Consider the following 23,218-nt stretch of genomic DNA (forward strand, 5'->3'; position numbering starts at 1 on the left):
TGAGTATGTTCGTTAATCATAATGTGCCCTCAAACAAGATTTGAAGATCTGATCATGACATTGAGATTTAGTTCAAAAAAATCCCCGCTAATTTCTTAGCAGGGATTTGTGTATAAGAGACAGCTGTAAAGTGCCTTTTTTATTTGGTCGTTACGTATAAGTTTGTTAGTTTAAAAGTAGATTAACAACTGAAGCCGTAAAATTGAAAACCATTCCTATTACTAAGTTAGTCCCAGGTATGTTTGTGCAAAGCGTTACCAAACAAACTGGCAGTATTAAAATTAAAAACCAAGGCTGGGTTAAAACTCAAGCTGGTATTAATAACCTGATAAAAGCAGGTATTTTAGAAGTAGAAATTGACCCAGATAAAACCCTCATTGATTCAGTCCCTGAAAAAGATCCTATCGCTACACCTACAACAAAAATAAAGCGTGATCCTTGGCAAAAAATAAACAGCGCTGAGCAAGAAATGGGAAAAGCAAAAAAGCTTTATGACGAAGCAAAAACACTGCAAATAAAAGCATTTAAAGATATAAAAGCTGGCCGTGATATAGATATAGGGCCGTTTAGAGAACTGGCAAGTGGCTTTATGGATTCTGTTTTTAGAAATCAAGATGCCCTAGCCTGCCTTACCCAAATGCGCCAAAAAGATGCCTACCTACTTGAGCACTCAATTAATGTATCAATATTAATGGGTATTTTTGCAAAACACTTAAATATAGAGAAAGACACTATTGTTGAGCTGACTACCGGCGCACTATTACACGACATTGGTAAAATAAAAATCCCTGATGAAGTGCTAAACAAACCTGGGCGCTTTACAGACGACGAATTTAAAATAATGAAAATGCATTCGCTTTTCAGTAAAGAGATATTAGAAGACTCTGGGTTAACAGGGATCGCGGTAGATATTGCAGGTATGCACCACGAAAGACTCGATGGTAAAGGCTACCCGTTTGGTAAAAAAGGTGACGAGATAAGTCAGTATGTGCGTATGGCGTCAATTGTAGATGTTTATGATGCACTTACCGCAGAACGTGTTTATAAAGCAGGCATGGAGCCAATAAAGGCGTTTAAAATATTAAAAGACGGGTGCCCTGATAGCTTTGATCCTGTGCTGCTTAATAAATTTATTCAATGTATTGGCATCCATCCGGTAGGAACGCTTGTAAGGTTATCGAGTCAAAGAGTCGGTTTGGTCACCGAGAGTAATCCGGGGGCACCACTAAAACCTGTCGTTAAAACATTTTACAGCGCTAAGCATAGCCGCTACACCGAAGTAAAAGATATTGATTTATCTAATAAAAAAACTGTAGACACTCTTGAGTCAGCGATTAAACCTAAAGAATATAACATTGATTTAGAACGCTTTTATAAAAATTCAATATTATCCTAAGCACTATTGAGAGCTCAATATTCTACCGAGCTCTCAACATGATAACTAAGCGCTTACTGCGGCCAGTCTTGCAAAGCTTTTAAGCTAAACTCATAACCATCAAAATCTAGCACACTTTGCTCAGGTGTAATTTCTGTGACTGTTAGAGCTCCTATGCTTTCTCCTTCGTGTAATTCTCGGCCATTTAGCTTGATCCAACGTTTATCAGCACTCGATGAATATATATGCGCTTGATATTTAATACTAGGTAACATTGATTGCAAACCATCAGGTAATAACTCAACAGGCTCAACACGTGATGACGTTTTTGACGCTTGAGTAACTTCATAATCTTGGTTTTTTTCGACATCTTGTATAGCTTGCGCAAATGCATTTTTAAGAGTTGTAGGCACAGCATCAAGCTCAGGGTCACTCGTCTGTTGAGATTGGGTGCTGCCATTAATTGGCTTACCCAATACTTTATATTTACTCATATCAAGTTGAGCCGATGCGGTATTTTGATTTTGCCCAAATACCGCAGTGTTTTGTGCATTATTTGGATTGTAATTACTTTGTGGGTTAAACGCTGGCTGATTATAATTTTGAACAGGCATTACTTGTTGCATGTTTTGCTGATTATAACCTGCTGCGCTCGTGACCTGGCTCGACGGCATAGGAATATACTGACCATTTGGGGTTAATAACATTTGCTGTACACCATTGGGGGTTTGCACATGCACAAGTTGCCCTTCAATCGTTGCAGTATTTGTTGGAGCTACTTTAGCAGGCTCCAACTTAGCTACTTGCTGTTTTTCAGCTTCAGCATCTTCCTCTTTAACGTCTTTGTTAGGCGATGATTTTTCGCTTTCCACCACCTTAATTACAGCGGGTTCCGCTGCGTTTAATAAAGTCGTACTTTGAAACCACTTTCCGGCGGTAAAGCCACCCGCTACCGCAATAAAAGCAGCTAAGCTTGTACCAAATACTAATGCTAATCGTCTATAACGCTTAAGTGCTTGCTGTTGCTTTAACTGCTCAGATTGTAAGTCGTACTGTTCAGCACTCATATCTGATTGCTGCGACTGCTTTAGCGCATCTAATAAATAAGACATAACTTACCTAACTATAAAATAAATGAAAGCCCAATGCCTACGGCAAATAAAGCAGCGAATGCAAGGCTATAGGGTACAAATGACGTTGCTTTGTTAGCTTCGTTAACCGGTGCGACAAAATCCATGGGTAATGACTCATGGGCTGATTTTTTTATTATATCGCTATCAACTATCAACTGCTGCTTTGCAAAAGTCCCAACTAAAGCACGCTCACAGACCAAGTTCATTAATCGTGGCACACCGCCAGTTAATTGATGAACAGCTTGCATGGCATCCATCGAAAAGATTCCTTTATCACACCCTGCAATATGTAACCGATGCTTTATGTAAGCGACTGTTTGGCCTTGCGTAAGTGGTAATAAATGGTAACGAGCCGTTATCCTCTGGGCAAGTTGCCTTAATTCGTTGCGCTTCAAAAGTTCTTGCAGCTCTGGTTGACCAACCAATACTATTTGTAATAATTTTTTATGATCGGTTTCTATATTTGTCAGCAAACGTAATTGCTCAAGCACGTTAGGGGCAAGTAATTGTGCTTCGTCAATAATAAGTATAGTGTGCCCGCCCGATTTATTATTAGTCTCTAAATGCTTTTTTATAATATCGGTAAGACTTTTAAGCGTCGCATTATGAACATCGTAACTAATGTTGAGCTCATCACAAATACTGGCTAATAACTCCAGCTCTGAAAGCGCTGGATTATGGATCATCGCTACTTGAGTGTTTTCAGGAAGCTGCTCTAACATACTGCGGGTAATTGTAGTTTTACCTGTACCTACTTCACCTGTTAATAATACAAAACCACCGTCTTCACCTAATCCATAGGTAAGGTGTGCTAAGGCTTCTTTATGTCGTTCACTTAAAAATAAGTAATGAGGGTTGGGCGAGATCGAAAAAGGTTTTTCGTTCAGGCCAAAATAGCTTAAATACACCGTGATGTTCCTTCGTAATTAAATCACGGCCTATAATGGCAAAAAAATGCGCTGAGTGACAACGTTGTAAGCGCTTTATTATTGAAATAACGTAAATTTATGTAAAACAAAAAAAGTGCGCTGTTTTAAGGCTGCACTTTTGTCTGTCTAATCTTAGTATGCATTTTACTCTTCGTAGCGCACTAACCGTAAATACACATTACTGGTTTTAGCATGTAAGCTATTCAACCCACTATCAAATTGATAAACCCACGCTGAGCTCATTGTGCTTACACCCGATGTATTTGACCAATAGTTTTGAAGCTTAGTGCCCAAAAATACGTCTTCATTAATACTCGGCTCTGTGCAACTGTGCTCTAAAATACTCGCCAATTCTTTAATGTTAGGCATTTGCCAATCATCGTAATCTGCGGTTGTATCATTTTTAGCACCACGAAGTGCTTCTTGCCAAGTAAGAGAAGGTGTTGAGCCCTCACAAAGTTGTGTCTCTGTATTGTAAGTTTGCCCATAACTACAGCGTTGCCACATAAGGCCTGTTTCGCTATCAGACACTGTGCCATCTGCATTTATGGTAAATCTATCTGTCGGTGTTGTGGTATCTGCACCGTCGTAGCACGTTTGCGCCGCTGCAATATTAAAGCTCAAGCTTATAGTTGCTAGTGCATAGAGTAATTTTAATTTCATTATTTTCTCCTAACGACTTCTAACTAAACGTACATAAGCAGTATTTTCTTTTGGATAAGCAAGGTCGTTACCATCACTCATATCAATGATATACGCTTGAGATAAACTGGTACCATCAGCTGCTGTTTGTGAGGTCCAGTAACGTAAATGGCTTAATGCACTTTCACTTGGCATATTAGGAAAAAATGCCTCATCAATTAATATACTTTGCCCTTGTTTACCGTAATCAATTAAGCTCAAAAGCTCTGTATAAGTAGGTAATCGCCAGTTTGTACCACCACAAAAATCTAAATCATTAACTTCGTTTATATAACTTTGTACTCCACAACTTGTATTGTCCGGACACGTTGAATTGGCTGTACTGGTATCGGTAAAAGTCGTATTCCCTACATCCCAAAAGTAATGATTTTGACCATCACGTAACGAAGTATTTGGTACCGTGCCAGATGCCACACTTTTCACCTCCCATACAAGCCCAGTAACATTATCGCGTATACAGGTAAAGTCACTACTATCATCACCAACTTCATCAGCAAACTCATTAAGTTTAGTGTAATCAAACGCTAAATTACCTTTGCCAACTTTATCTAAGCGGTTTGCATAGCTATCGCGTCCAAGCTCTGCATCTTGCGCTGGAAAGTCATCACTCTCACAATTAATACGTTGAGTATTGTTATAACACTCACCAACACCACTATCGTTGATGAGTCCAAGTGCTTTGGGTGATACATCAACAAATAAAGAGTCTGTATCGGTGCGTCCTTTTGAGTCGGTTACCGTGACTTCAAAGCTCAATGTAGACTCAGTATCAACATCTGAGGCAAAAAATATCGTTGTACATTGGTCGCTATTGCTTAATGTTTCGCTATTACCGGTAAGTTGTTGCCATTTACACTTATAGGTATCGGTAACTGTTTCGCTATTTGTTGCATCAAGCGTTACTTGTTCAAACTCTTCAACATTTTGATCTGCGCCTGCATTTGCATCTACTAACTCATTTGTTTTGTTGAGTGTCATTGAATATTGAGTGCTCGCCTCGCCACCCTCATCATCAGTGACAGTTAGCTGCCAAGATAAATTCACGTTGCTTTCAAGTAATGGATGAGAAAAGCTAAGAGTTGATTCATTAAAACTCTCAATATCTAAATCAGGACCCGATAGCAATTGCCACAAATAACTATCAATTTGACCATTATCATCAGGATCGCTCGACTCTAGGGCACTCAAAGTCACTGTATCTTTGTATACAGAGGGAAGTGTTTCAGGAGATGTTTGTGTAACAACAGCAAGAGGTAGTTGGTTATTAGAGCTCACTGAAATAGAAATGTCGTCACTAACAGCGCTACTACCTGTACTTTGATAGCTCACTCTTAATATTATTTCACTATCAGTTTTTACGTCAGGTGCAGTAAGTGTTTGCTCAGCGCCTTCAAGGGGGAAACCTTCTATGCTTGGGCCACTAACTTGTTGCCATGAAAAAGTACCATCAGCGGGGGAACCTTGTGCTGTGATGGTAAATTCAGATTTTTCGATAATTTGTAAATCGGCTCCAGCATTAACAGACGTTTCAACAACTGTATTATCGATATCACCGCCACCGCCTCCACACGCACTCAGTAAACCACACGAAATGAGGGGGATTAAAGCAAACGCTTTCATACGCAGCACCTTATTATGTCAAATAATTACTATAGTGTAATCACTAGCAATAAAGATGCCATTAGAGTACTACATATATGTGTCTTGATGAATACGTACAAACAACTTCGTACCGATTTTACTGTAATCTATTTTGTATTCACGCCCGTCTAGAGCTTGAATAAACAGCAACTGCTTTTCTTCGCCAAATATATCAGCGCTACTTACATAAACCATTTCTAAATAACGCTCTTTTGCATCACGGCGGTTTTTAGGTAATTCTTCTTTAAATGGCTCCAGACCATGTTGCGTTACTTTAATTCGAGGATGAATTTCAGAGTTTACAATCACTAAATCATGCTTTTTATCTTTATGTATTATGGTGTTTCGACCACTTTTTAAAAAGGCTCTCTCTTGACTCATTTTTCTTTCCTACAGTCGTAACTTAATTACTAAGCTGCGACGCTATAAACTGACTAGGCTCGCGCTTCCACTTATTTAAGTTAGCACTAAATGCCCAAATATCTCTATCTAACACGCTGGCAGGCAATAATAAATCGTAACCTGTTAGCTGCTGAAGGTACTTAGTTCTATTAGCAAACATGGCTATAAGCCCAGTATAGCTTATCCCTTTATGGGATGTGTAATGTGTATCTTCTATTAACCATTCTGATGGGCAATTGCCATTTTTGCAATGTTTTTGAACAACTTGCATAAATAAATTACGCTGCTCTATTAATAATTTCCCTGCAATTCTAGGCGCTATGCTTGATAAAAAGTCGTCTATATCATTTACCTTAACGCCAACCGCATTTAATTCTAAATAGTCAAAACCATCTTCTACTTTGGGTATTCCACTGTGATGAAAGTTACTATGAGGCATACACCAAGCTCCGTACTTGTGGCAATAAACGAGCTCAGATTCGCTTAATATAAGGCTATGGTATGGTTCTTGAGATTTTAAAAATCCAATAAAAATAGCCACAAGGCACAAGCTCACTAAAAATATTTCAAGTATGCTAATCTCACCCGGCCTCAGTAAATTAAATAACATAATAAAGACTAAGCCTATAGCACCTACAACAATCGCCTCAATTGCGTTTCGCGCGCCCTGTGCCCGAAACTTAATGACATTGTCAGATTTATCCATATCGGTAAAACACCATATAAAAAACAAACATAATAATGCCCCAAATTATGACCTTTCTTGTTGTTATACATAAGTTACAGCTAGTTTTAAATTTCATACATTACCGCTTTTTCCTCAACAAAATAGGAACAATGAATAAATCTTATTTACTTTTACGCTTAACGCACAAATTTATGAGATACATAACCGTCTTTTCACGGTCTTATTTCGTACAATACTTACAATTCATTTTCAGGTATGAAATCAATGTACTCAAGACAATCAGGTAAAGCACTTTTTCCATTTATTATTACGTTACTTCTAATATTTAGCGTTTATTTATATTTACCCGCTAGCCACGGCGAACAAGCCGATTCATCACAAATGTCTACCCAAGTAACGGCTCATACTGTTACTTCTGAGGAAAACGCAGTGATGATAGAGGCCATCGGTAGTGCACGTGCAAACCAAGCTATTTATATAAAAAGTGCGCAAAACGATTATGTCACAGATATATATTTTAAAGATGGCGACTTAGTCAGTAAAGGACAAAAATTAGTACAGTTACAAAGCCAACAAGAGCAACTTGCAGTTAAAGAACTCGGTATTAACTTACGTGAGGAAAAACGCCAGTTAGATCGCCTTACCGAACTTTCACGCTCGCAATCAACGGCAAAGTCATTACTTGAAGAACAATTATCTCGTGTTGATGCCACTGAAGCTCAACTAGAAAGCGCTAAAACAAAGTTAAATGAAATGACTATTACCGCGCCATTTTCAGGCCTGTTAGGTAAGCGTGAAATATCAGTTGGCGCCTACGTAAGCAACACAACAATAATCACCACACTTGATGATATTAGTATTATTAAAGTTGACTTCAAAGTACCTGAAAAATATTTAGCACAATTAAACATAGGTATGAAAGTACTTACCCAAAACGATGCCTACCCAGGGCAGACATTTAACGGCAAGGTAACGCATATTAGCTCGCGTATTGATTCGGTAACACGCAGTGTTGAAGTAACTGCAAGTTTTGCTAATAAATCAGGATTACTTCGCCCTGGTATGTTACTAAATACAGCACTTGAGCTAAGCAGTAACCAAGCTTTAATGGTGCCAGAAAAAGCGGTTATCCCTTTACAAGACAAACACTTTGTTTTTCAAATTCAAGACGGAGTAGCCAATAAGGTTGAAGTGCATGTTGCTGGCAGAAATAATGGCTGGGTTGCTATCGATGAAGGTTTAAATGATGGCGAGCAAATTGTTACTGAAGGGCTAATAAAAATTCGCTCTGGTAGTAAAGTAAGCGTAAAGGGGTAATACGTGAAAATTACTGATACTAGCGTTAAACGCCCCGTTTTTGCCATAGTAATTAATTTACTGCTTCTTACTTTTGGTCTGGTTGCATTTACTATGCTGCCACTTCGTGAGTACCCTGATATTGAAACACCAATAGTAAATATCAGCACTGAATACACAGGTGCTTCTGCCGAAATTATAGAAACAAAAATAACGCAAATAATAGAAAATCGAATTTCCGGTATTGAAGGCATTAAAAGTATAAACTCATCTAGTCGTAATGGGCGTTCAAACATTACCATTGAGTTTGATATTAACCGCGATATAGATGCCGCATCTAACGATGTACGCGAACGTGTAGCACGTGCACTTGATAGTTTACCCGATCAGGTACGCCCACCAGAAGTGTCTAAGTCAAATAGTGATGAAAGCCCAATCGCATGGTTTGTATTAAACAGCGAAACAATGGACTCGTTACAGCTCTCTGATTACGCACAGCGCTTTATCGTTGACCGTTTAGCCGTTGTAGATGGTGTATCTAACGTGCGTATTGGTGGTGAGCGCCAATACGCCATGAAAATTTGGCTAAACCGCCAAGCAATGGCTGCACGCGGTATTACCTCAAGCGATATTGAAAATACACTGCGTACAGAAAACGTTGAATTACCTGCCGGCGAAATAGAATCAATAGATCGCGACTTTACCGTGCGTACCGCACGTAGTTATAAAGATCAGCGCGATTTTAAAAACCTTGTTATTAAACGTGGTGAAGAAGGTTATTTAGTGCGTTTAGGTGAAGTTGCCGACGTAAAATTAGAAGCTGCCGATGACGAAAGCTTATTTCGTGGTAACGGGCGCAACATGATTGGCCTAGGAATTGTAAAACAAGCTAAAGCAAACACGCTTACCGTAGTAGATAACGCACGCAGTGAACTTGAAAAAATCAAACGTAACCTACCTGAAGGCACCACAATTCAAGACAGCTACGATTCGTCTGTATTTATTAAAGAATCAATTAGTGAAGTTTACAGCACACTTGCCATCTCTATGGGTTTAGTCGTACTCGTTATATTTTTGTTTTTAGGCAATATACGAGCAACGCTTATTCCTGCGGTTACCGTACCGGTCGCACTTGTTGGTAGCTTTATGTTTTTATTAGCAATGGGCTACTCAATCAACTTACTAACTTTACTTGCCTTAGTACTTGCTATTGGTTTAGTAGTAGATGATGCCATTGTAATGCTTGAAAACATTCACCGTCGTATTGAACTGGGTGAGCCGCCATTACTAGCTGCATATAGAGGTGCGCGTGAAGTTGGTTTTGCCATTGTCGCAACCACGCTTGTACTAATATCGGTGTTTGTGCCATTGGTGTTTATGGATGGCCGTATAGGGGCATTATTTACTGAGTTTGCAATGGCGGTAAGTGCTGCCGTATTTTTCTCAAGTGTTACAGCGCTGACTCTCGCACCAGCCTTGTGTTCTAAAGTACTTAAAGTATCAGACAAACCAAATAAATTTAGCCAATGGATGGACCGCCAGTTTACTAAAATTGAAGTAAGTTACCGTAATTCACTCTCCACCAACATAACCCGTAAATGGGGTTTAATGGTGAGCCTATTATTAGCGGGCTTTGTTAGTTACTCGTTGTTTTTACAAGTCCCCTCTGAGCTAACGCCAAAAGAAGACCGTGGCACGTTCTTTATTATGATGAGCGGCCCTGAGGGCGCAAGTTATGAAAATAATGCCGCTAATATGGCTAAAATTGAAGAACGCTTAATGCCTTACTCGCAAGCAGGTGAGCTAAGTCGCGTACTTGTTCGAGTACCTGGCTGGGGTGGCAGCGGCGGTGTTGCTATTGTTGGTATGGCCGATTGGGATAAACGCAAACGCTCAACATGGGAAGTAATGGACGAAATAAGCGGTAAAATGCAAGAAGTTACCGATGTTCGTGCATTTGCCATTATGCGCCGTGGTATTGGCGGTGGTGGTTCATCTCGCCCTATTGAGTTTGTATTGCAAGGTAATGATTATGCACAACTTGCCGATTGGCGTGACCGTATAATTAAGCGTGCTGAACAAAACCCAGGTTTAGTAAGAATCGATCATGATTATAAAGAAACCTTCCCGCAGTTTTTAGTCAGCATAGATAAAAACAAGGCCGCTGATTTAGGCGTTTCTGTATCTGATGTAGGCCGTACACTTGAAACAATGCTTGGCCAGCGCCGTGTTACAACCTTTATTGACCGTGGTGAAGAATACGATGTAATTTTAAAAGGGACTAAAGAAGACTTTACTAATCCTACTGACATTTCAAATATATATCTTAAATCACGAAGCGGTGAACTAGTCCCACTTGATAGCCTTATCAGCTTAAAAGAAGAAGCAACCGCATCGCGCTTAAACCGATACAACCGTATGCGCGCAATTACATTAAGCGCCAACTTAGCCGACGGTTATACGCTTGAGCAAGCGCTTAACTTTTTAAACGAAGTAGCCGCGCAAGAAAACGATATAGATGGCGCCGTAGATTACAAAGGCGAGTCGCAGCTTTATTACGAAGGCGCATCAGCGATGACCTACGTATTTATACTTGCACTCACTGTTACCTTTTTAGTACTGGCAGCACAGTTTGAAAGCTTTATGCATCCGTTCGTCATCATGCTTACCGTACCACTTGGTTTAATGGGCGCTATGTTCGGACTTTGGGCTACAGGACTTACCTTAAATATTTACAGCCAAATAGGTATTGTCATGCTCATAGGGCTAAGTGCTAAAAACGGTATTTTGATTGTAGAATTTACTAACCAACTACGCGATAAAGGCGTTGAATTTAGTGAAGCTATTTTGCAAGCAGCAACTCAGCGTTTGCGCCCTATTATTATGACCTCGCTGACTACGGTTATGAGTTCGGTACCTTTAGTACTTGCTTCAGGTCCGGGCGCTGAAAGCCGTATGGTGATAGGTGTAGTCGTGTTTACTGGGGTTATTGTATCGACCCTACTAACTCTTTTTGTTGTACCTGCTGCATATTATGCACTTGCACGTAACACTCAATCACCTGAATTTTTACAGCAAAAATTAGACAAACAAGCCGCTGAAAAACCTTTCGAAGAGATCTAGCCTCTTAATTGCGCCGTAACCTTGTTGTTGCGGCGCATACAATTTATGCTCGCCTTTAAACCCCATATACATTTTAGGAATACTTATGAGCTCAACAACGCAAGTAGCAACATTTGGTGGCGGCTGTTTTTGGTGTATAGATGCTGCATTTAGACGTGTAAATGGCGCACTAACCGTAAGCTCTGGCTACACCGGCGGTGAAACAAATAACCCAACATATGATTCTGTATGCTCAGGCACAACCGGTCACGCTGAGGTTGTTAAAATTGAATTTGACGCGACTGTAGTTAGCTTTGAAATACTCTTAGCAATGTTTTTCACACTGCATGATGCAACACAATTGAATCGCCAAGGTAACGATATAGGCACACAATATAGAAGTGTGGTTTACTATCACGATGAAGCTCAACTTAAGCAAACCAACGAAGTGATAGCTCAACTGCAATGCCATGTCGCTGAGCCAATTGTTACAGAAGTCAGCCCTGCCACTACGTATTACCCAGCAGAGCATTATCACCAAGATTACTATAACGAAAATCCACAGCAGGGTTACTGTAGTATTTTAATAGCACCTAAGTTACACAAGTTTGAAACCGTATTTAAAGAGCTCTTAGCTGACTAGCTAATTTTAGTTGTTAAACTTAGCTACACATTAAAGAGCCCGACATAAGTCGGGCTTTTTAATATTAATAAATACCGTTAAAACTGGTAGCTTGCGCCTGCAAAAAAGCGACGCTCTGGCGTGTTGTAGTAATACACTTCACCCGTTGTAAAATCAGCGTTTGAATCAACAGCGTTATACTCTTTATCAAATAAGTTTTCTACACGAAGCGAAACTTCAATATGTTCATTTACTTGATAATTACCCGCTAAGTTCCAAAGTGTATAAGAGCCTAAGCGAGTCACAACACCTTGTCGGTCGCTACGGTATTGCATGTCTAAGCTTGCATCAAAAGCACCAAACTGTTTTGCAAGTTCCCAGTTAAAAGTACGTTTAGCAACATTACGTAACTCTGCGCCCGTTTCTTCGTCTTCAGCGCTTAAGTAAGCAAAGTTAAGGTTGCTATCAAAACCAAAAAACTGCTGAGATAAGCTAAATTCAACCCCTTCGTAGCGTGCTTCATTTAAGTTAATAGGAACAAAGTTAGAATCTAAAGATATCTTATCTTCAATATCATTTCTAAAAATAGCAACGTCAATACTTGCTATATCAAAATCTACATTTAACCCAATCTCTTGATTTAATGATTTCTCAGGCTCTAAATCAGGATTAGATGAAGGTGGAAAACCAGGAAAAGCCGGAAAGTATAAATCGTTAAATGTAGGTGCTTTAAAACCAGTGCTTTGGCTTATGCGGAACGTGGCGTCTTCAGATAAATGATAACCCGCAGCGGCTGTATATGTTGTTTCGTCGCCAAATTGTTCATCATCGTCTTGGCGAATTGTTAAATTAGCTAACACTTTTTCAGCATTGTAATAAGCCCCAACAAATACTGCTAATACATCACGCTCTTGCATATCATACTGCGTTGAACTGTGCGATACATCATCGTTGTACCAGTTAACACCACCGCTAATATTAAGCTCTTCAGATAATATATATTGACCGTTATAATCAAATTGCACACGTTTCGTTATAAAATCATTTACACCAAATGCTGAGGTATCGTGAGAATCATCTGTTGAAATAGCAATATCAATACTATGCAATTGGTTAGTGTAGTTTTTACTCCAACCTGCAGAAAGCTGATAGTTTTTAAAATCACCTGTTTCTATAGTACTTGTGGCTGGACTAAAGCGACTGTCGTAATCTGCATAGCCTTCACTGTATTGACCTAATAACTTAAAGTCGCCGTAATGTGCATCGGTGTAGTTTACTTTAAAACCAAGGTTTTTATTTTCATAGCCATCTTCATCAGGTGCTACGCCTTGCAGTGCATCAAAGTTATCTGTTTTTTCAAAGCCTGCATTAAATGCTGTTGTTATATCATCTGATTTTACAGAGCCTGCAACTTGATAATTTTGATAAGAGTCAGAACCAAATGTAGCGCTTAGGGATAAGTTATCTGACTCACGCGTAATAATATTAATAACACCAGCGAGTGCATCAGAGCCATAAACAGCCGCGCGAGAGCCTTTAATAATTTCTATGCGTTCAATACTATTTAGAGGGACATTATTTAATGCTTTTTGACCTAGTGTTGCTGAGCCTGTACGTACACCGTCAATTAAAATCAACGTATCGCCAGAGCCCGTACCACGAAGTGACACACCTGTATTTTGACCAAAACCACCGTTTGGATTAACTTGAAAACCCACTTGCGTGCTTAAAAGTGTAGGTAAATCGCGTACGTTACTAGCTTCTATTTCAGCACGTTCAATAACATTTACACTCGCTAAAACTTCGTTAATTGATTGCTCAAACTTATTAGCTGTAACGGTTATTTTTTCAATTGATTGCTCTGCACCAGACACAGAAAATGAAAGCGCAGCAGAAATTGCAACGCCTAGAGTTGTTTTGTTTAACATGAGATCCCCTACCTTTGCCCACCGCAAAGATTTAGTAAGTAAGATTGCATCAAGGCCGGTCTCCGGACTCAGTAAGCACATAAAAACATGCAATACTCTACCGTTGCGGGGGCAGTGTTGGGCTTGTAGTCATCATGAAAACGCACCAACTTCCCGATTATCCTGCTAAAAAAATCATTACATGAAGTGGCTAGCAAGCACCTTGAAAATATGCCGTCATTGTGAGCATTTTGTTTACAGATGTCAATGGACGTCTATATAGCTAAAAGCTATTTCAGTTCAGTGCTGTATTATTATAGCTTGACGGAATACCGTACTTATCAAGTAGCTTCTGAAGTTGCATTTGTGTAGTAGGTAAATTTAATATTTCATCCATTTTGCGACTAGATATTTTATTTGATTGTGAGTTAATCAAAAAATGTGTTTCATACACTGCATCTGGTACGTCACTCTTAAATAGTAAATCCATATTTAAGATATTCTGCTTTTTAAAATACTGATAAGCAATACTGTTTAAAACCCCGACTTCAGCGCGCCTTAATAGCAGCATTTTAACTACATTGAATTCATCGATTGTAAGGCTTACCTGGTGCTCTTCTCTCAAGTATTCGGCATTTGTATTAAATCCTGCAAATCGATACGAGTACCCTAAAACCCCAACTTTGGTTAATTTGTCCAGATTGTCAAAATAAGTTTGTTCTGATGCATTCTCTTTGAGTGTATAAAGCTCGTTTTTGGTGATGGTATAAAATTCAGTTTTTTCAATGTTTTTCTGCGTTGTTTTTGGCAGCCATTGCATTGCCATTAAAAATAAAACGTCGAAGTTATTTTTTTCAACAGACAAAGTAAGCCTTTTTACAGGTAAAGAAATAAGTATAAAGTTAAATTCCTCCTGTGCGTCGTTTAAAATATTAATAAACTCAGGAGCAAAGCCCTGCTTTTTTTGCGCGTTAATAATAATCGGAAAGTAGCCATCTTCGACCAATACATCAATATCAACTGGCTTTGATAAGCTTGGCTTGGTAAATATAAGCAAAACAAATAACAGAAATAATTGATGGGGTCTCATTTTAATACCTTCTAGAGTGAAATTTTTATTATATTCAATTAAATATAATAGCTTAAATATCAAAAGGTGGATTAATACATGCAGAACTACGAGAGGATAAGGTGGGAAAGTTGTAAAAAATTAAGTAGCTTTAATCTGTCTGCAAATATAGACAAATTAAAGCATTTTTATTAAAAACAGTTTATAAATTAGTCGCGAAAGTTTTTAAACTGAAAAGGCTGACCTAAATCGGCACTGCGTACTACCTGCATTGCCTCTTGAAGATCGTCACGCTTTTTACCTGTCACACGCACTTCTTCGCCTTGAATAGCGGCTTGTACTTTAACTTTTGAATCTTTAATGGCTTTAACCACTTTTTTGGCCATGTCTTTTTCGATACCTTGCTTTAACCCAACGTTACGAAATACATTTTTTCCTGCACGGCTAATATCTTGAAGTTCTAAACTAGCTACATCCATACCGCGCTTTGAAATTTTTCCCGCTAAAATATCGAACAACTGCATAACTTGAGAGTCAGCTTCTGCTTTAAGCTTAATTGTTTTATCGTTTAGCTCAATAGATGCATCAACGCCTCTAAAATCAAAGCGAGTCTCTAGTTCACGGTTTGCGTTATCAACCGCATTTTTAGCTTCGTTCATTTCTACTTCAGATACAATATCAAATGAAGGCATTAGTATACTCCTAACTATTTAATCTTAATTTTATGTGGCAATTATAACGCTAAAATTATAAATCTTTACATTTTTCTGCATCTTGTTCAGGTGCGATACTAAATTAGTTTGATATACTTGCGCCTCTTTTTTAAGCGATTTTAGGATTTGTCGTGACAAGGCGTGTTTATCAAGCAGTTTTTTTAATCAGCATAGTGGCTTTCACCTTTTTATTTGCTAAAGAAATAAAAGGTGGCGTTGTAAATTTATTCCCTCATGTTGATAAAGTCGCCCATTTTGGGATTTTTTTTATATTAGCCATAATAATGGATAAGGCTTTTAAGCTTCCTTTATATGCTCAAATACTCTTATTAGCAGGCTATGGCGCCTCGATAGAAATAATGCAAGACGCACTACCTTATAGGCAAGCATCACTTGGTGATTTTTTTGCTGATTTTGCAGGTGCTGCAAGCTACTTTTTACTTAGAGTAATTTTTACACCTCGAAAAAAGAACCCACATGGCTAATATTTTAATCGTTGGCGATGGCGCTATTGGCTTATTGCTGAGCCACTTTTTGAGCGCATCGCATAATGTCAGTGTTTTAACTCGTAAAAACCCAACAAACACCCGCTTTTACAGCAGAGGTAAGGGTGCATCAAAAAAAATTGACGCTAAATTTATTTCATTAAATCAGCTAGATAAAGCAACTGAATTTGATGTAATTTTATTTACCGTTAAAGCTTTTCAAGTGCTTGATGCGTTTTCTCAAATAAAGCCATTTTTACCAACACATTGCTCTGTTGTACTTTCGCACAATGGAATGGGCAACGTTGATGAGATAAATAACCAGCTAAACACCCATCAAGCACTCTACTTTTTAACGACAAGCATAGCGGGCTTTAAATCAAACCAATATATTGTGCAACACACAGGTGAAGGACAAAGCGTTATTGGTGGCTGTAATGAGCTTGCACTTCAAAATAGTGCGCCAATAGCTGATACTTTTAAAGTAATACCCAACCTAAAGTTTACTAATAACATTCAGCAGCTTCGTTTTGAAAAGCTACTCGTCAATATTGCCATTAATCCATTAAGCGCTTTAAGTAATGTAAAAAATGGCGAATTACGTGCACCTAAGTACAATACAATAATTTTTAATGCACTCACTGAAGCATGCAATATTGCAAAGGCTCAAGGGCTTAATATCCCATTAATTAAAGCTCTCAATACCGCTTATAAAATAATGGAGTTAACCGCAAATAATTACTCATCAATGCAGCAAGATATAGCTCACAATAGAGAAACTGAAATATCAGCTATATGTGGCTATATTAGCCAACAAGGTAAACTTCACAGTATTCCAACGCCTTACAACGATGAGTTGTTAGTCAAAATTCAGGCAAAAAAAAGCGTGGTATAAACCACGCTTATATAAGCTTTTAACTTTACGGGCGATAAACTTTTACAGTTTCGAAGCCCTGTTCGTGCAGCATAAGTGCCTGTAGTTGGCTCATTACGCCTCTGTCACAATATAAATAGTAGTCGGTGTCTTTTGGTAAATCACCAAACTTAGTAGCCAAACGGAAGAACGGCAAATGCACCACTTCAACACCATCGATTGCAAGCGGTGCAGCTTCTTCTTCTTCTGGTGAGCGAATATCAATTACTACAGAGCCTGCAGGTAAATCAGCAACCGACTCAGCCTCTTTTAGCTCTTGCTTGGCTTCTACGTCAATATCGCGTACATCCATTATGCGCGCGTTATTTACTACGGTATCTAGCACATCAAAATCGAACTTTTCTTCTTCGGCTTCTATTACTTCAATTTTGGCTTTAACTGTCGGTTTTTTAGAAATAACACCACAATATTCAGGCATCGTTTCAGCCATTTCAGCTGTACCAATTTGGCGAGCAAGATTAATAATTTCTTGTTTATCATTTTGAATTAGCGGGCGTAAAATAAGCGTTTCAGTAACGCGGTCAATCACGCTTAAGTTCGCTAATGTTTGACTAGATACTTGGCCAATACTTTCACCAGTGACAAGCGCCTGAATGTTTAACTTTTCAGCCACTACACTTCCAGCTCGCATCATCATACGTTTAAGTACAACACCCATTTGGCTGTTTTCAACGTTTTCTAGAATTTCAGCAACAACAGGTTCAAAATCAACTGTTATAAATTTAACTTTATGTGTTGAGCTGTATTTTTTCCATAAAAAATAGCTCGCTTGCTTAACACCAATCTCGTGCGCTGCGCCACCTAGATTAAAGAATAAAAAGTGCGTACGTGCGCCTTTACGAATCATTTGGTAACTTGCTACGCCAGAGTCAAAACCACCCGACATAAGCGAAAGCACGTCTTCTTGCGTTGGTAGTGGAAAGCCCGCCATACCAAAATGCGTTTGCGAAACAATATAAGCTTTATCGTCTTTTACTTCTAAGCGTATTGTTACTTCTGGACGGCTAAGTTTAACGCTTGCGCCTTCAATATGTTGATTTAGCCCACCACCAACATAACGCTCTAAATCAGTCGAGGTAAAGTCGTGTTGGCCTATACGCTTAGCACGCACACAAAAGGTTTTACCCACAATTGTATGACCCACTAACGCTATTGTTTTTTGATAGATATCATCGAGAGTTTCAAATTGCGTCTCAGTTACTTCAATAAACTGAACGATACCAGGTATGCGTTTAAGGCTGTCGATAAAATCAAGGCGAACTTGTGCATCTTCAAGCTTTGTAACAACTGAAATATTATCCCAGTTATTTCTTACTTGTACTTTTTCGTCAAGACGTCGCAATACAATCTTAATGTTATTTTCTAACACTTTAGTAAAGCGTTTACGGACCGAACGGCTTTTGATGGCTATTTCAGGATGTAGTTTGACGATAAATTTAAGCATAGTTCACTCTTAGACTGCGGGAATTCGCGCTCCCAGGCATTTGGCGCGCGATTATAGCAAAAAATTCAGCGTCTAGGAAACAACCAATAATTATCGACTAAGCAACCGCGAGGGCCTGTTTATCTTTCGAGGTTAAATTTGCAGCAGTGTGTTTGGTATTTTAGCAAGGCAGAGCCTATGTAGCGTGGTTATTCCCTATAAATAGGCGATAACGTAGCATAAATGCTAAACATACGCTGCTCGAAGGATTCTGCCTTAGGGCAATTAACTCTTTGTTGCCTATATAGATTTAGTCAGTAAGGTAACGCAGGAGCAGTTACCCTACTGGCTTACAAATCTCGCATCGCGATTTAATCGCTCCTAGATTGAAAAATTTTAATCTTGAAGGGTCACAGCCCCTAAGGCTTGTTGTGCTAACTCGGTGTATTTTTCGCGTAGCAGGTTCATTTTATCGATACTTTTATCGGTACTGTACGCTCTAAATAATGTTAGTACTTTTAAAATACCGTGATATATATCTTGCTCAGCAAGGGTACCGCTTGGCCTACGAGCCTTAATATAAGGCGTCCAAAAGCTAACAGTTAACTTTAGTGTATGGGCTAAATCAATGACATCTTGCTCATCAATAGCAATCATTTCACTATCGCGAAGACCTAGAATAATTTTACGAACTTGCTCTAATAACTCTAACTGAAAATCAATGTAAGCTTGTTTTAGCTCAGTGTCTCTGGCGAGTATATCGCCAAGATTGTCGTAAAAAAAATGGTAACGCCACATCAATTCAAATAACGAATCTAAATAAGCCGTTAAATGATTAAATGCATCATCATCTTTATTAATAGGTTTAAAGTGAGTATTTAAATGATCGCGATACAGCGCAAAAATATGACGGATAATGTCTTCTTTATTTTTAAAATGATAATAAAGATTACCCGGGCTCATCCCTAAGTTTGATGCAATATGATTTGTCGTTATTGCACGCTCACCATTTTCGTTAAACAACAAAATACTGGTGTGTATTATTTTATCCTTGGTATTCATATGCTAATACTCAAATTATCTACAGGCTACATTACACTCAAAAGAGGTAAACAGTATAAACAAATATGAATCATTAAAACACTCAAACCTTGGACTGACCTGTTCAAAGAAAGTAAGTGTTTATATGCTTTATTAGCTGGGCTGCTTTGTGGCATAAACACTGTTAAACTAGCGCTAAAATCATAAATAGTGAACATTATGAAAGTTATTGCAATTTACCCTGGCACCTTTGATCCACTAACCAATGGTCATACAGATCTTATTCAACGTGCAGCTAAAATGTTTGATACCGTATTAGTTGCGGTTGCGAACAACCCAAGTAAGAAACCCTGTTTTAACCTTGAAGAACGTGTTGAACTTGCAAACTCTATTTTAAGTCACTTAGATAATGTTAAGGTCATTGGTTTTTCTGGCTTATTGGCTGACCTTGCGCGCGATCACAATGCTAATGTGCTTATTCGTGGTATTAGGGCTGTATCTGATTTTGACTATGAATTTCAATTAGCTAACATGAACCGCCGCCTGAATCCTGATTTAGAAAGTGTATTTTTAACACCCGCAGAGCGAAATTCATTTATTTCATCAACGCTTGTTAAAGAAGTAGCACGTCACAATGGTGATGTAAGCGAGTTTGTAGACCCTGTAATTGTCAAAGCGCTAAAAACTAAATTGGGCTGTGGTGCCAGTTAATAATAAATAAGGCCTGTTAGCACTGAAATCCATTACTAATAGGCCCTTTTATTGAACACTTTATTTAGCTTTCCTTCTAACCAAGCAAGTTTTAAAACATCTTTACCTATAAAGAAAACTAAAACCATGGTCAAATCTGTAAAATTTATACCTACTATGTACACCCACCAGAACCACCAAAATTCATAATGGTGCATAACATCATTATCTATATACATTGCAAAAAATAGTAAGGTGTTTATACCTAAACCAAATAATAAATAAATGTATACACCGCTAATTTTTATAAAAAAACCAGATAAAATAATAACAAATAGAGTAATAATATCGAATAAGAAAAAATCGAAGTAAGTTATCGCATCCATATCAATAAAAATACTAGAAGAGTAAGAAAGTGCCATGATGAAAGACAGCCAAACAATGCTTTTATCTGCGCTATTTATCGAACTTACTAAAGAATATAAAAAAGCCATCAAAAAGCCCCACTGTACAAAAGCTCCTATATAAAAAGAGATATTTGTATTTAAAAGTAGCTCAACCATCTTACTCCAACACTAGATAAATAAAAATTATGCCGCTTTACGGCAATATCAAAAAAGGCATAAAACCACTGTTGTATTCAGTTGAACTTTACCGCCTCACCCATTTAAATATAACTTTTTAACACTCTTTAGGAGCTTGTTTAAGCCTAAAACATCCTTATTGATGATTAATACCAATGCCATTGTAAAATCGACAAAGTACATTCCGAATGTGTAAATGGTCCAAAACCACCAGTAGTAAAGAGTGCCAACGATTACAATGTCGTAATGCATACCCAGGAACAGACACGCATTAATAAATAGACCAACAATTACATAGACAAAAGCAATGGGGACAGGATTTTTACATACAGCTCGCCAAAGTAATAAAGTACCTATGGTAACAAAATCAAAATAAAAGTAATTTAAGTGAGGAGTAGAAGTTCGAGGATCCATAAAAAGACTTGAAGTATAAGAAAGCAGCATAATGAATGATAACTGTAACAGGCTTTTATCTGCCTTATTTATACTTGCTGATAGATTATATAAAAATGAAATTAAAAAAACCAAGTAAATAACAGCCCTATATTATCGCCTAAATCGACAAGACTCCAGAGCAGGTCAGCCATCAACTATCCTCTTCAAACTCGTAATCAAACCATTTTTATATTTCATTAAATATAAAAAATCTTTGTTTATAAAAAATATAGCTACCATCATAAAGTCGGCTAAATTAACAACAATTGAATAAAAAAACCAAAACCACCAAGGTTCATAATTATTAAAAACTGACACATCTATATACATACCAAGAAATAATGATGAGTTTATAGTCAGCCCTAACAACAAGTAGATCGATATAAGATTTTCAATAATGAAAAACCTTAAAATAAAGATGGCTAAAATAGTTGCTATATCAAACAAAAAGAGCTCAAGGTACGATATGTGTTGTATATCGATAAACAGGCTTGAGGAGTAAGAAATTGACATAACAAATGATAACCATACAGCTTCTTTTTTAGGTGTGTTAATACTTACAACTAATGAGTACAAAAAGGCCATTAAAAAGCCCCACTGTACAAATGCACCTATGTAAAAAGAAATTACTGGATTAACTAGAATATTATCCATTTTTTTTGAGATTTGTATTGAATACTAGTGACAGAATCATTAAAACATCGAACATATTAACGCCAACAGAATAAACACTCCAATACCACCAAGGCTCATAGTTATATAAAACGTATAGGTCATAATGCATTATGAGAGTGAGTACAGCATTTGTTGTTAACGCAAAGATGATGAAGTGAAAGGCTGCAGAACGTTGGAGTACTTTTAAGTGCTCTAAAATTAATAGAGCTAAAATTGTGATTAAATCATAAAGCGCCCAGTTTAAATATAAACTTTCTAATAAGTTTATATAACCACTGGAAATATATGAGCAGAGCATAAGCGCAGATAAATAAACCGAGGATTTATTTTCTTTATTTATACTGGAGGCTAAACAATATAAGAAGGCCATTAAAAAGCCCCATTGAGAGAAAGCTTCTACATAATCCATCAGGGCTTCAGTAACGTACATTTAAGCTAGGTTACTTTATGGGTATCGTTTGACTTGAAGTAGCTGAGAGTTTTATTTTTTAATTTATGAAAACCGAGAAAGTCTCTATCTACAATAAGAGCTACAACCATTGTTAAATCAATAATAAAAACAGATATTGTATAAATATCCCAAAATATCCACGGCTCTTGATTGCCATAAATAAACATATCAATATGCATTGATAAGGTTAAAACTAAGTTTACGCTCAAACCTATTATTAAATATAAAAAAGAATCTGAAGTTTTTCTAATGAAGGCAAAGGCTATAAACAAACATATAATTGTAGCCAAATCGTAAATAACCCAATCTAAATAAGTAATATTATATATTGACAGCCAAGTAAGAAAATAATCAGATGATGAGTATGAAGTCATCATAATGAATGAACTGAGTAATAAAGTTGTGCCTCTTTTAACATCTAAGCTGTAAACAAAAATATTAAAAAAGAAGGCCATTAGAAAAGCCCACATTATCAAAGCTGAAAGCGAGAAAAAACCAAATAACTCAGTTAAAAACATTAAAAACCTTAAAATTACTTAGGGCGGAGACCACCTGGCAATATGATAGAACCGCGCTGTAAGCTATCACTACTTGCTGCAGAGATAGCCTCTTGAGAGAAGCTTACTGTATCAGATTGCAGGGTTTTAGGGCTAGCAGTTTGTTCCATTGCAGGCTTTAATTGTTGTGTTTTGTTGTATGCTTGCATTTGTAATTGGCTATTAGCTGAAACTTGCATGTGATTGATCCTTGTAAAAGTTTTATTTATATTTGGTGCAACTTTTAACCACATTATTATGTAGATAAATGCATTACCTGTTTTAAGCAGTGATAGCTATTTTGCTATCTATCTTATACATAGCAACCAATGTGCCAACTTTTTTTGACGCATTAAAATTCACTCAAAAATATAATCAAACCAAA

General features: G+C 37.7%; 23 protein-coding genes and 1 riboswitch. Of the genes, 7 read left to right on the forward strand and 16 right to left on the reverse strand.

What is annotated here, in order from left to right; all coding sequences use genetic code 11:
* Positions 1 to 202: 202 nt before the first annotated feature.
* On the forward strand, positions 203 to 1,396 hold the full coding sequence (locus H5088_RS16955) for an HD-GYP domain-containing protein (RefSeq protein ID WP_165723571.1): 1,194 nt from the start codon (positions 203 to 205) through the stop codon (positions 1,394 to 1,396).
* A 53-nt stretch (positions 1,397 to 1,449) separates the two neighbouring features.
* Here H5088_RS16955 and H5088_RS16960 read toward each other — a convergent pair whose 3' ends face one another.
* The 6 genes from H5088_RS16960 to H5088_RS16985 form a co-directional block, all read right to left on the reverse strand.
* Positions 1,450 to 2,487, reverse strand: a complete 1,038-nt coding sequence (locus H5088_RS16960) for a general secretion pathway protein GspB (protein ID WP_165723572.1) — start codon at positions 2,485 to 2,487, stop codon at positions 1,450 to 1,452.
* Between the two features lie 11 nt (positions 2,488 to 2,498).
* A complete protein-coding gene (locus H5088_RS16965; RefSeq protein ID WP_024596878.1) occupies positions 2,499 to 3,416 on the reverse strand; it encodes an ExeA family protein in 918 nt (305 codons plus the stop codon).
* A gap of 165 nt (positions 3,417 to 3,581) precedes the next feature.
* Entirely contained in the window at positions 3,582 to 4,100 is a 519-nt protein-coding gene (locus H5088_RS16970) for a DUF1566 domain-containing protein (RefSeq protein ID WP_182720278.1), read from the reverse strand.
* A gap of 9 nt (positions 4,101 to 4,109) precedes the next feature.
* Positions 4,110 to 5,759, reverse strand: coding sequence for a DUF1566 domain-containing protein (locus H5088_RS16975; protein WP_182753870.1), 1,650 nt, complete (start codon positions 5,757 to 5,759; stop codon positions 4,110 to 4,112).
* A gap of 69 nt (positions 5,760 to 5,828) precedes the next feature.
* The gene (locus H5088_RS16980; protein WP_182196456.1) at positions 5,829 to 6,161 is read right to left on the reverse strand and encodes a hypothetical protein; all 333 of its coding nucleotides are present in this window, start codon (positions 6,159 to 6,161) and stop codon (positions 5,829 to 5,831) included.
* A gap of 22 nt (positions 6,162 to 6,183) precedes the next feature.
* Positions 6,184 to 6,888, reverse strand: a complete 705-nt coding sequence (locus H5088_RS16985) for a DUF2982 domain-containing protein (RefSeq protein ID WP_182753872.1) — start codon at positions 6,886 to 6,888, stop codon at positions 6,184 to 6,186.
* Positions 6,889 to 7,134: 246 nt separating this feature from the next.
* Here H5088_RS16985 and H5088_RS16990 point away from each other — a divergent pair, with 246 nt between their 5' ends.
* The 3 genes from H5088_RS16990 (at position 7,135) to msrA (ending at position 11,911) form a co-directional block, all read left to right on the forward strand.
* On the forward strand, positions 7,135 to 8,187 hold the full coding sequence (locus H5088_RS16990; RefSeq protein ID WP_002958748.1) for an efflux RND transporter periplasmic adaptor subunit: 1,053 nt from the start codon (positions 7,135 to 7,137) through the stop codon (positions 8,185 to 8,187).
* Between the two features lie 3 nt (positions 8,188 to 8,190).
* Positions 8,191 to 11,289 (forward strand): efflux RND transporter permease subunit, encoded by a 3,099-nt coding sequence (locus tag H5088_RS16995; RefSeq protein WP_024603401.1) that lies wholly within the window; start codon positions 8,191 to 8,193, stop codon positions 11,287 to 11,289.
* 85 nt (positions 11,290 to 11,374) lie between these two features.
* Positions 11,375 to 11,911, forward strand: a complete 537-nt coding sequence (gene msrA / locus H5088_RS17000; RefSeq protein ID WP_182753874.1) for a peptide-methionine (S)-S-oxide reductase MsrA — start codon at positions 11,375 to 11,377, stop codon at positions 11,909 to 11,911.
* A gap of 77 nt (positions 11,912 to 11,988) precedes the next feature.
* Here the strand turns inward: msrA and H5088_RS17005 are convergent, their stop codons facing one another.
* The 3 genes from H5088_RS17005 to H5088_RS17015 form a co-directional block, all read right to left on the reverse strand.
* Positions 11,989 to 13,818 carry a TonB-dependent receptor domain-containing protein gene (locus H5088_RS17005; RefSeq protein ID WP_182753876.1) on the reverse strand — a complete coding sequence of 610 codons (1,830 nt, stop codon included), beginning with the start codon at positions 13,816 to 13,818 and terminating at the stop codon, positions 11,989 to 11,991.
* 35 nt (positions 13,819 to 13,853) lie between these two features.
* A riboswitch (cobalamin riboswitch) is annotated at positions 13,854 to 14,038 on the reverse strand.
* A 54-nt stretch (positions 14,039 to 14,092) separates the two neighbouring features.
* Positions 14,093 to 14,887 (reverse strand): ABC transporter substrate-binding protein, encoded by a 795-nt coding sequence (locus tag H5088_RS17010; protein WP_182753878.1) that lies wholly within the window; start codon positions 14,885 to 14,887, stop codon positions 14,093 to 14,095.
* Positions 14,888 to 15,075: 188 nt separating this feature from the next.
* On the reverse strand, positions 15,076 to 15,558 hold the full coding sequence (locus tag H5088_RS17015; RefSeq protein WP_002958753.1) for a YajQ family cyclic di-GMP-binding protein: 483 nt from the start codon (positions 15,556 to 15,558) through the stop codon (positions 15,076 to 15,078).
* 152 nt (positions 15,559 to 15,710) lie between these two features.
* Here H5088_RS17015 and H5088_RS17020 point away from each other — a divergent pair, with 152 nt between their 5' ends.
* Together H5088_RS17020 and H5088_RS17025 are read left to right on the forward strand one after the other, a co-directional pair.
* Positions 15,711 to 16,064, forward strand: a complete 354-nt coding sequence (locus tag H5088_RS17020) for a VanZ family protein (RefSeq protein ID WP_002958754.1) — start codon at positions 15,711 to 15,713, stop codon at positions 16,062 to 16,064.
* Complete coding sequence (locus H5088_RS17025) at positions 16,057 to 16,959, forward strand: ketopantoate reductase family protein (RefSeq protein ID WP_182753880.1); 903 nt, start codon at positions 16,057 to 16,059, stop codon at positions 16,957 to 16,959. The genes H5088_RS17020 and H5088_RS17025 overlap by 8 nt, the downstream gene beginning before the upstream one ends.
* A 25-nt stretch (positions 16,960 to 16,984) precedes the next feature.
* On the opposite strand, the gene thiI is transcribed toward H5088_RS17025, so the two are convergent.
* Both thiI and H5088_RS17035 read right to left on the reverse strand, forming a co-directional pair.
* Complete coding sequence (thiI, locus tag H5088_RS17030) at positions 16,985 to 18,442, reverse strand: tRNA uracil 4-sulfurtransferase ThiI (RefSeq protein ID WP_149602230.1); 1,458 nt, start codon at positions 18,440 to 18,442, stop codon at positions 16,985 to 16,987.
* A gap of 375 nt (positions 18,443 to 18,817) precedes the next feature.
* On the reverse strand, positions 18,818 to 19,483 hold the full coding sequence (locus tag H5088_RS17035) for a TetR/AcrR family transcriptional regulator (protein ID WP_165744837.1): 666 nt from the start codon (positions 19,481 to 19,483) through the stop codon (positions 18,818 to 18,820).
* 198 nt (positions 19,484 to 19,681) lie between these two features.
* Between H5088_RS17035 and coaD the strand changes: the two genes are divergently transcribed.
* A complete protein-coding gene (gene coaD / locus H5088_RS17040; protein WP_024595945.1) occupies positions 19,682 to 20,173 on the forward strand; it encodes a pantetheine-phosphate adenylyltransferase in 492 nt (163 codons plus the stop codon).
* A 35-nt stretch (positions 20,174 to 20,208) separates the two neighbouring features.
* Here the strand turns inward: coaD and H5088_RS17045 are convergent, their stop codons facing one another.
* The 5 genes from H5088_RS17045 to H5088_RS17065 form a co-directional block, all read right to left on the reverse strand.
* Positions 20,209 to 20,715: a hypothetical protein gene (locus H5088_RS17045; protein ID WP_182753882.1), complete on the reverse strand. Its 507-nt coding sequence runs from the start codon at positions 20,713 to 20,715 to the stop codon at positions 20,209 to 20,211.
* A gap of 600 nt (positions 20,716 to 21,315) precedes the next feature.
* Positions 21,316 to 21,825: a hypothetical protein gene (locus H5088_RS17050; protein WP_182753884.1), complete on the reverse strand. Its 510-nt coding sequence runs from the start codon at positions 21,823 to 21,825 to the stop codon at positions 21,316 to 21,318.
* Positions 21,818 to 22,276 carry a hypothetical protein gene (locus H5088_RS17055; RefSeq protein WP_182753886.1) on the reverse strand — a complete coding sequence of 153 codons (459 nt, stop codon included), beginning with the start codon at positions 22,274 to 22,276 and terminating at the stop codon, positions 21,818 to 21,820. Before H5088_RS17055 ends, H5088_RS17050 begins: the two co-directional genes overlap by 8 nt.
* A gap of 5 nt (positions 22,277 to 22,281) precedes the next feature.
* Positions 22,282 to 22,815 (reverse strand): hypothetical protein, encoded by a 534-nt coding sequence (locus tag H5088_RS17060; protein WP_182753887.1) that lies wholly within the window; start codon positions 22,813 to 22,815, stop codon positions 22,282 to 22,284.
* A 14-nt stretch (positions 22,816 to 22,829) separates the two neighbouring features.
* Complete coding sequence (locus H5088_RS17065; protein WP_182196484.1) at positions 22,830 to 23,033, reverse strand: hypothetical protein; 204 nt, start codon at positions 23,031 to 23,033, stop codon at positions 22,830 to 22,832.
* Between the last annotated feature and the right edge of the window lie 185 nt (positions 23,034 to 23,218).

Origin of the sequence: Pseudoalteromonas sp. SR43-3 (genome assembly GCF_014163875.1) — a bacterium.
GTDB classification, from domain to species: Bacteria; Pseudomonadota; Gammaproteobacteria; order Enterobacterales; family Alteromonadaceae; genus Pseudoalteromonas; species Pseudoalteromonas distincta.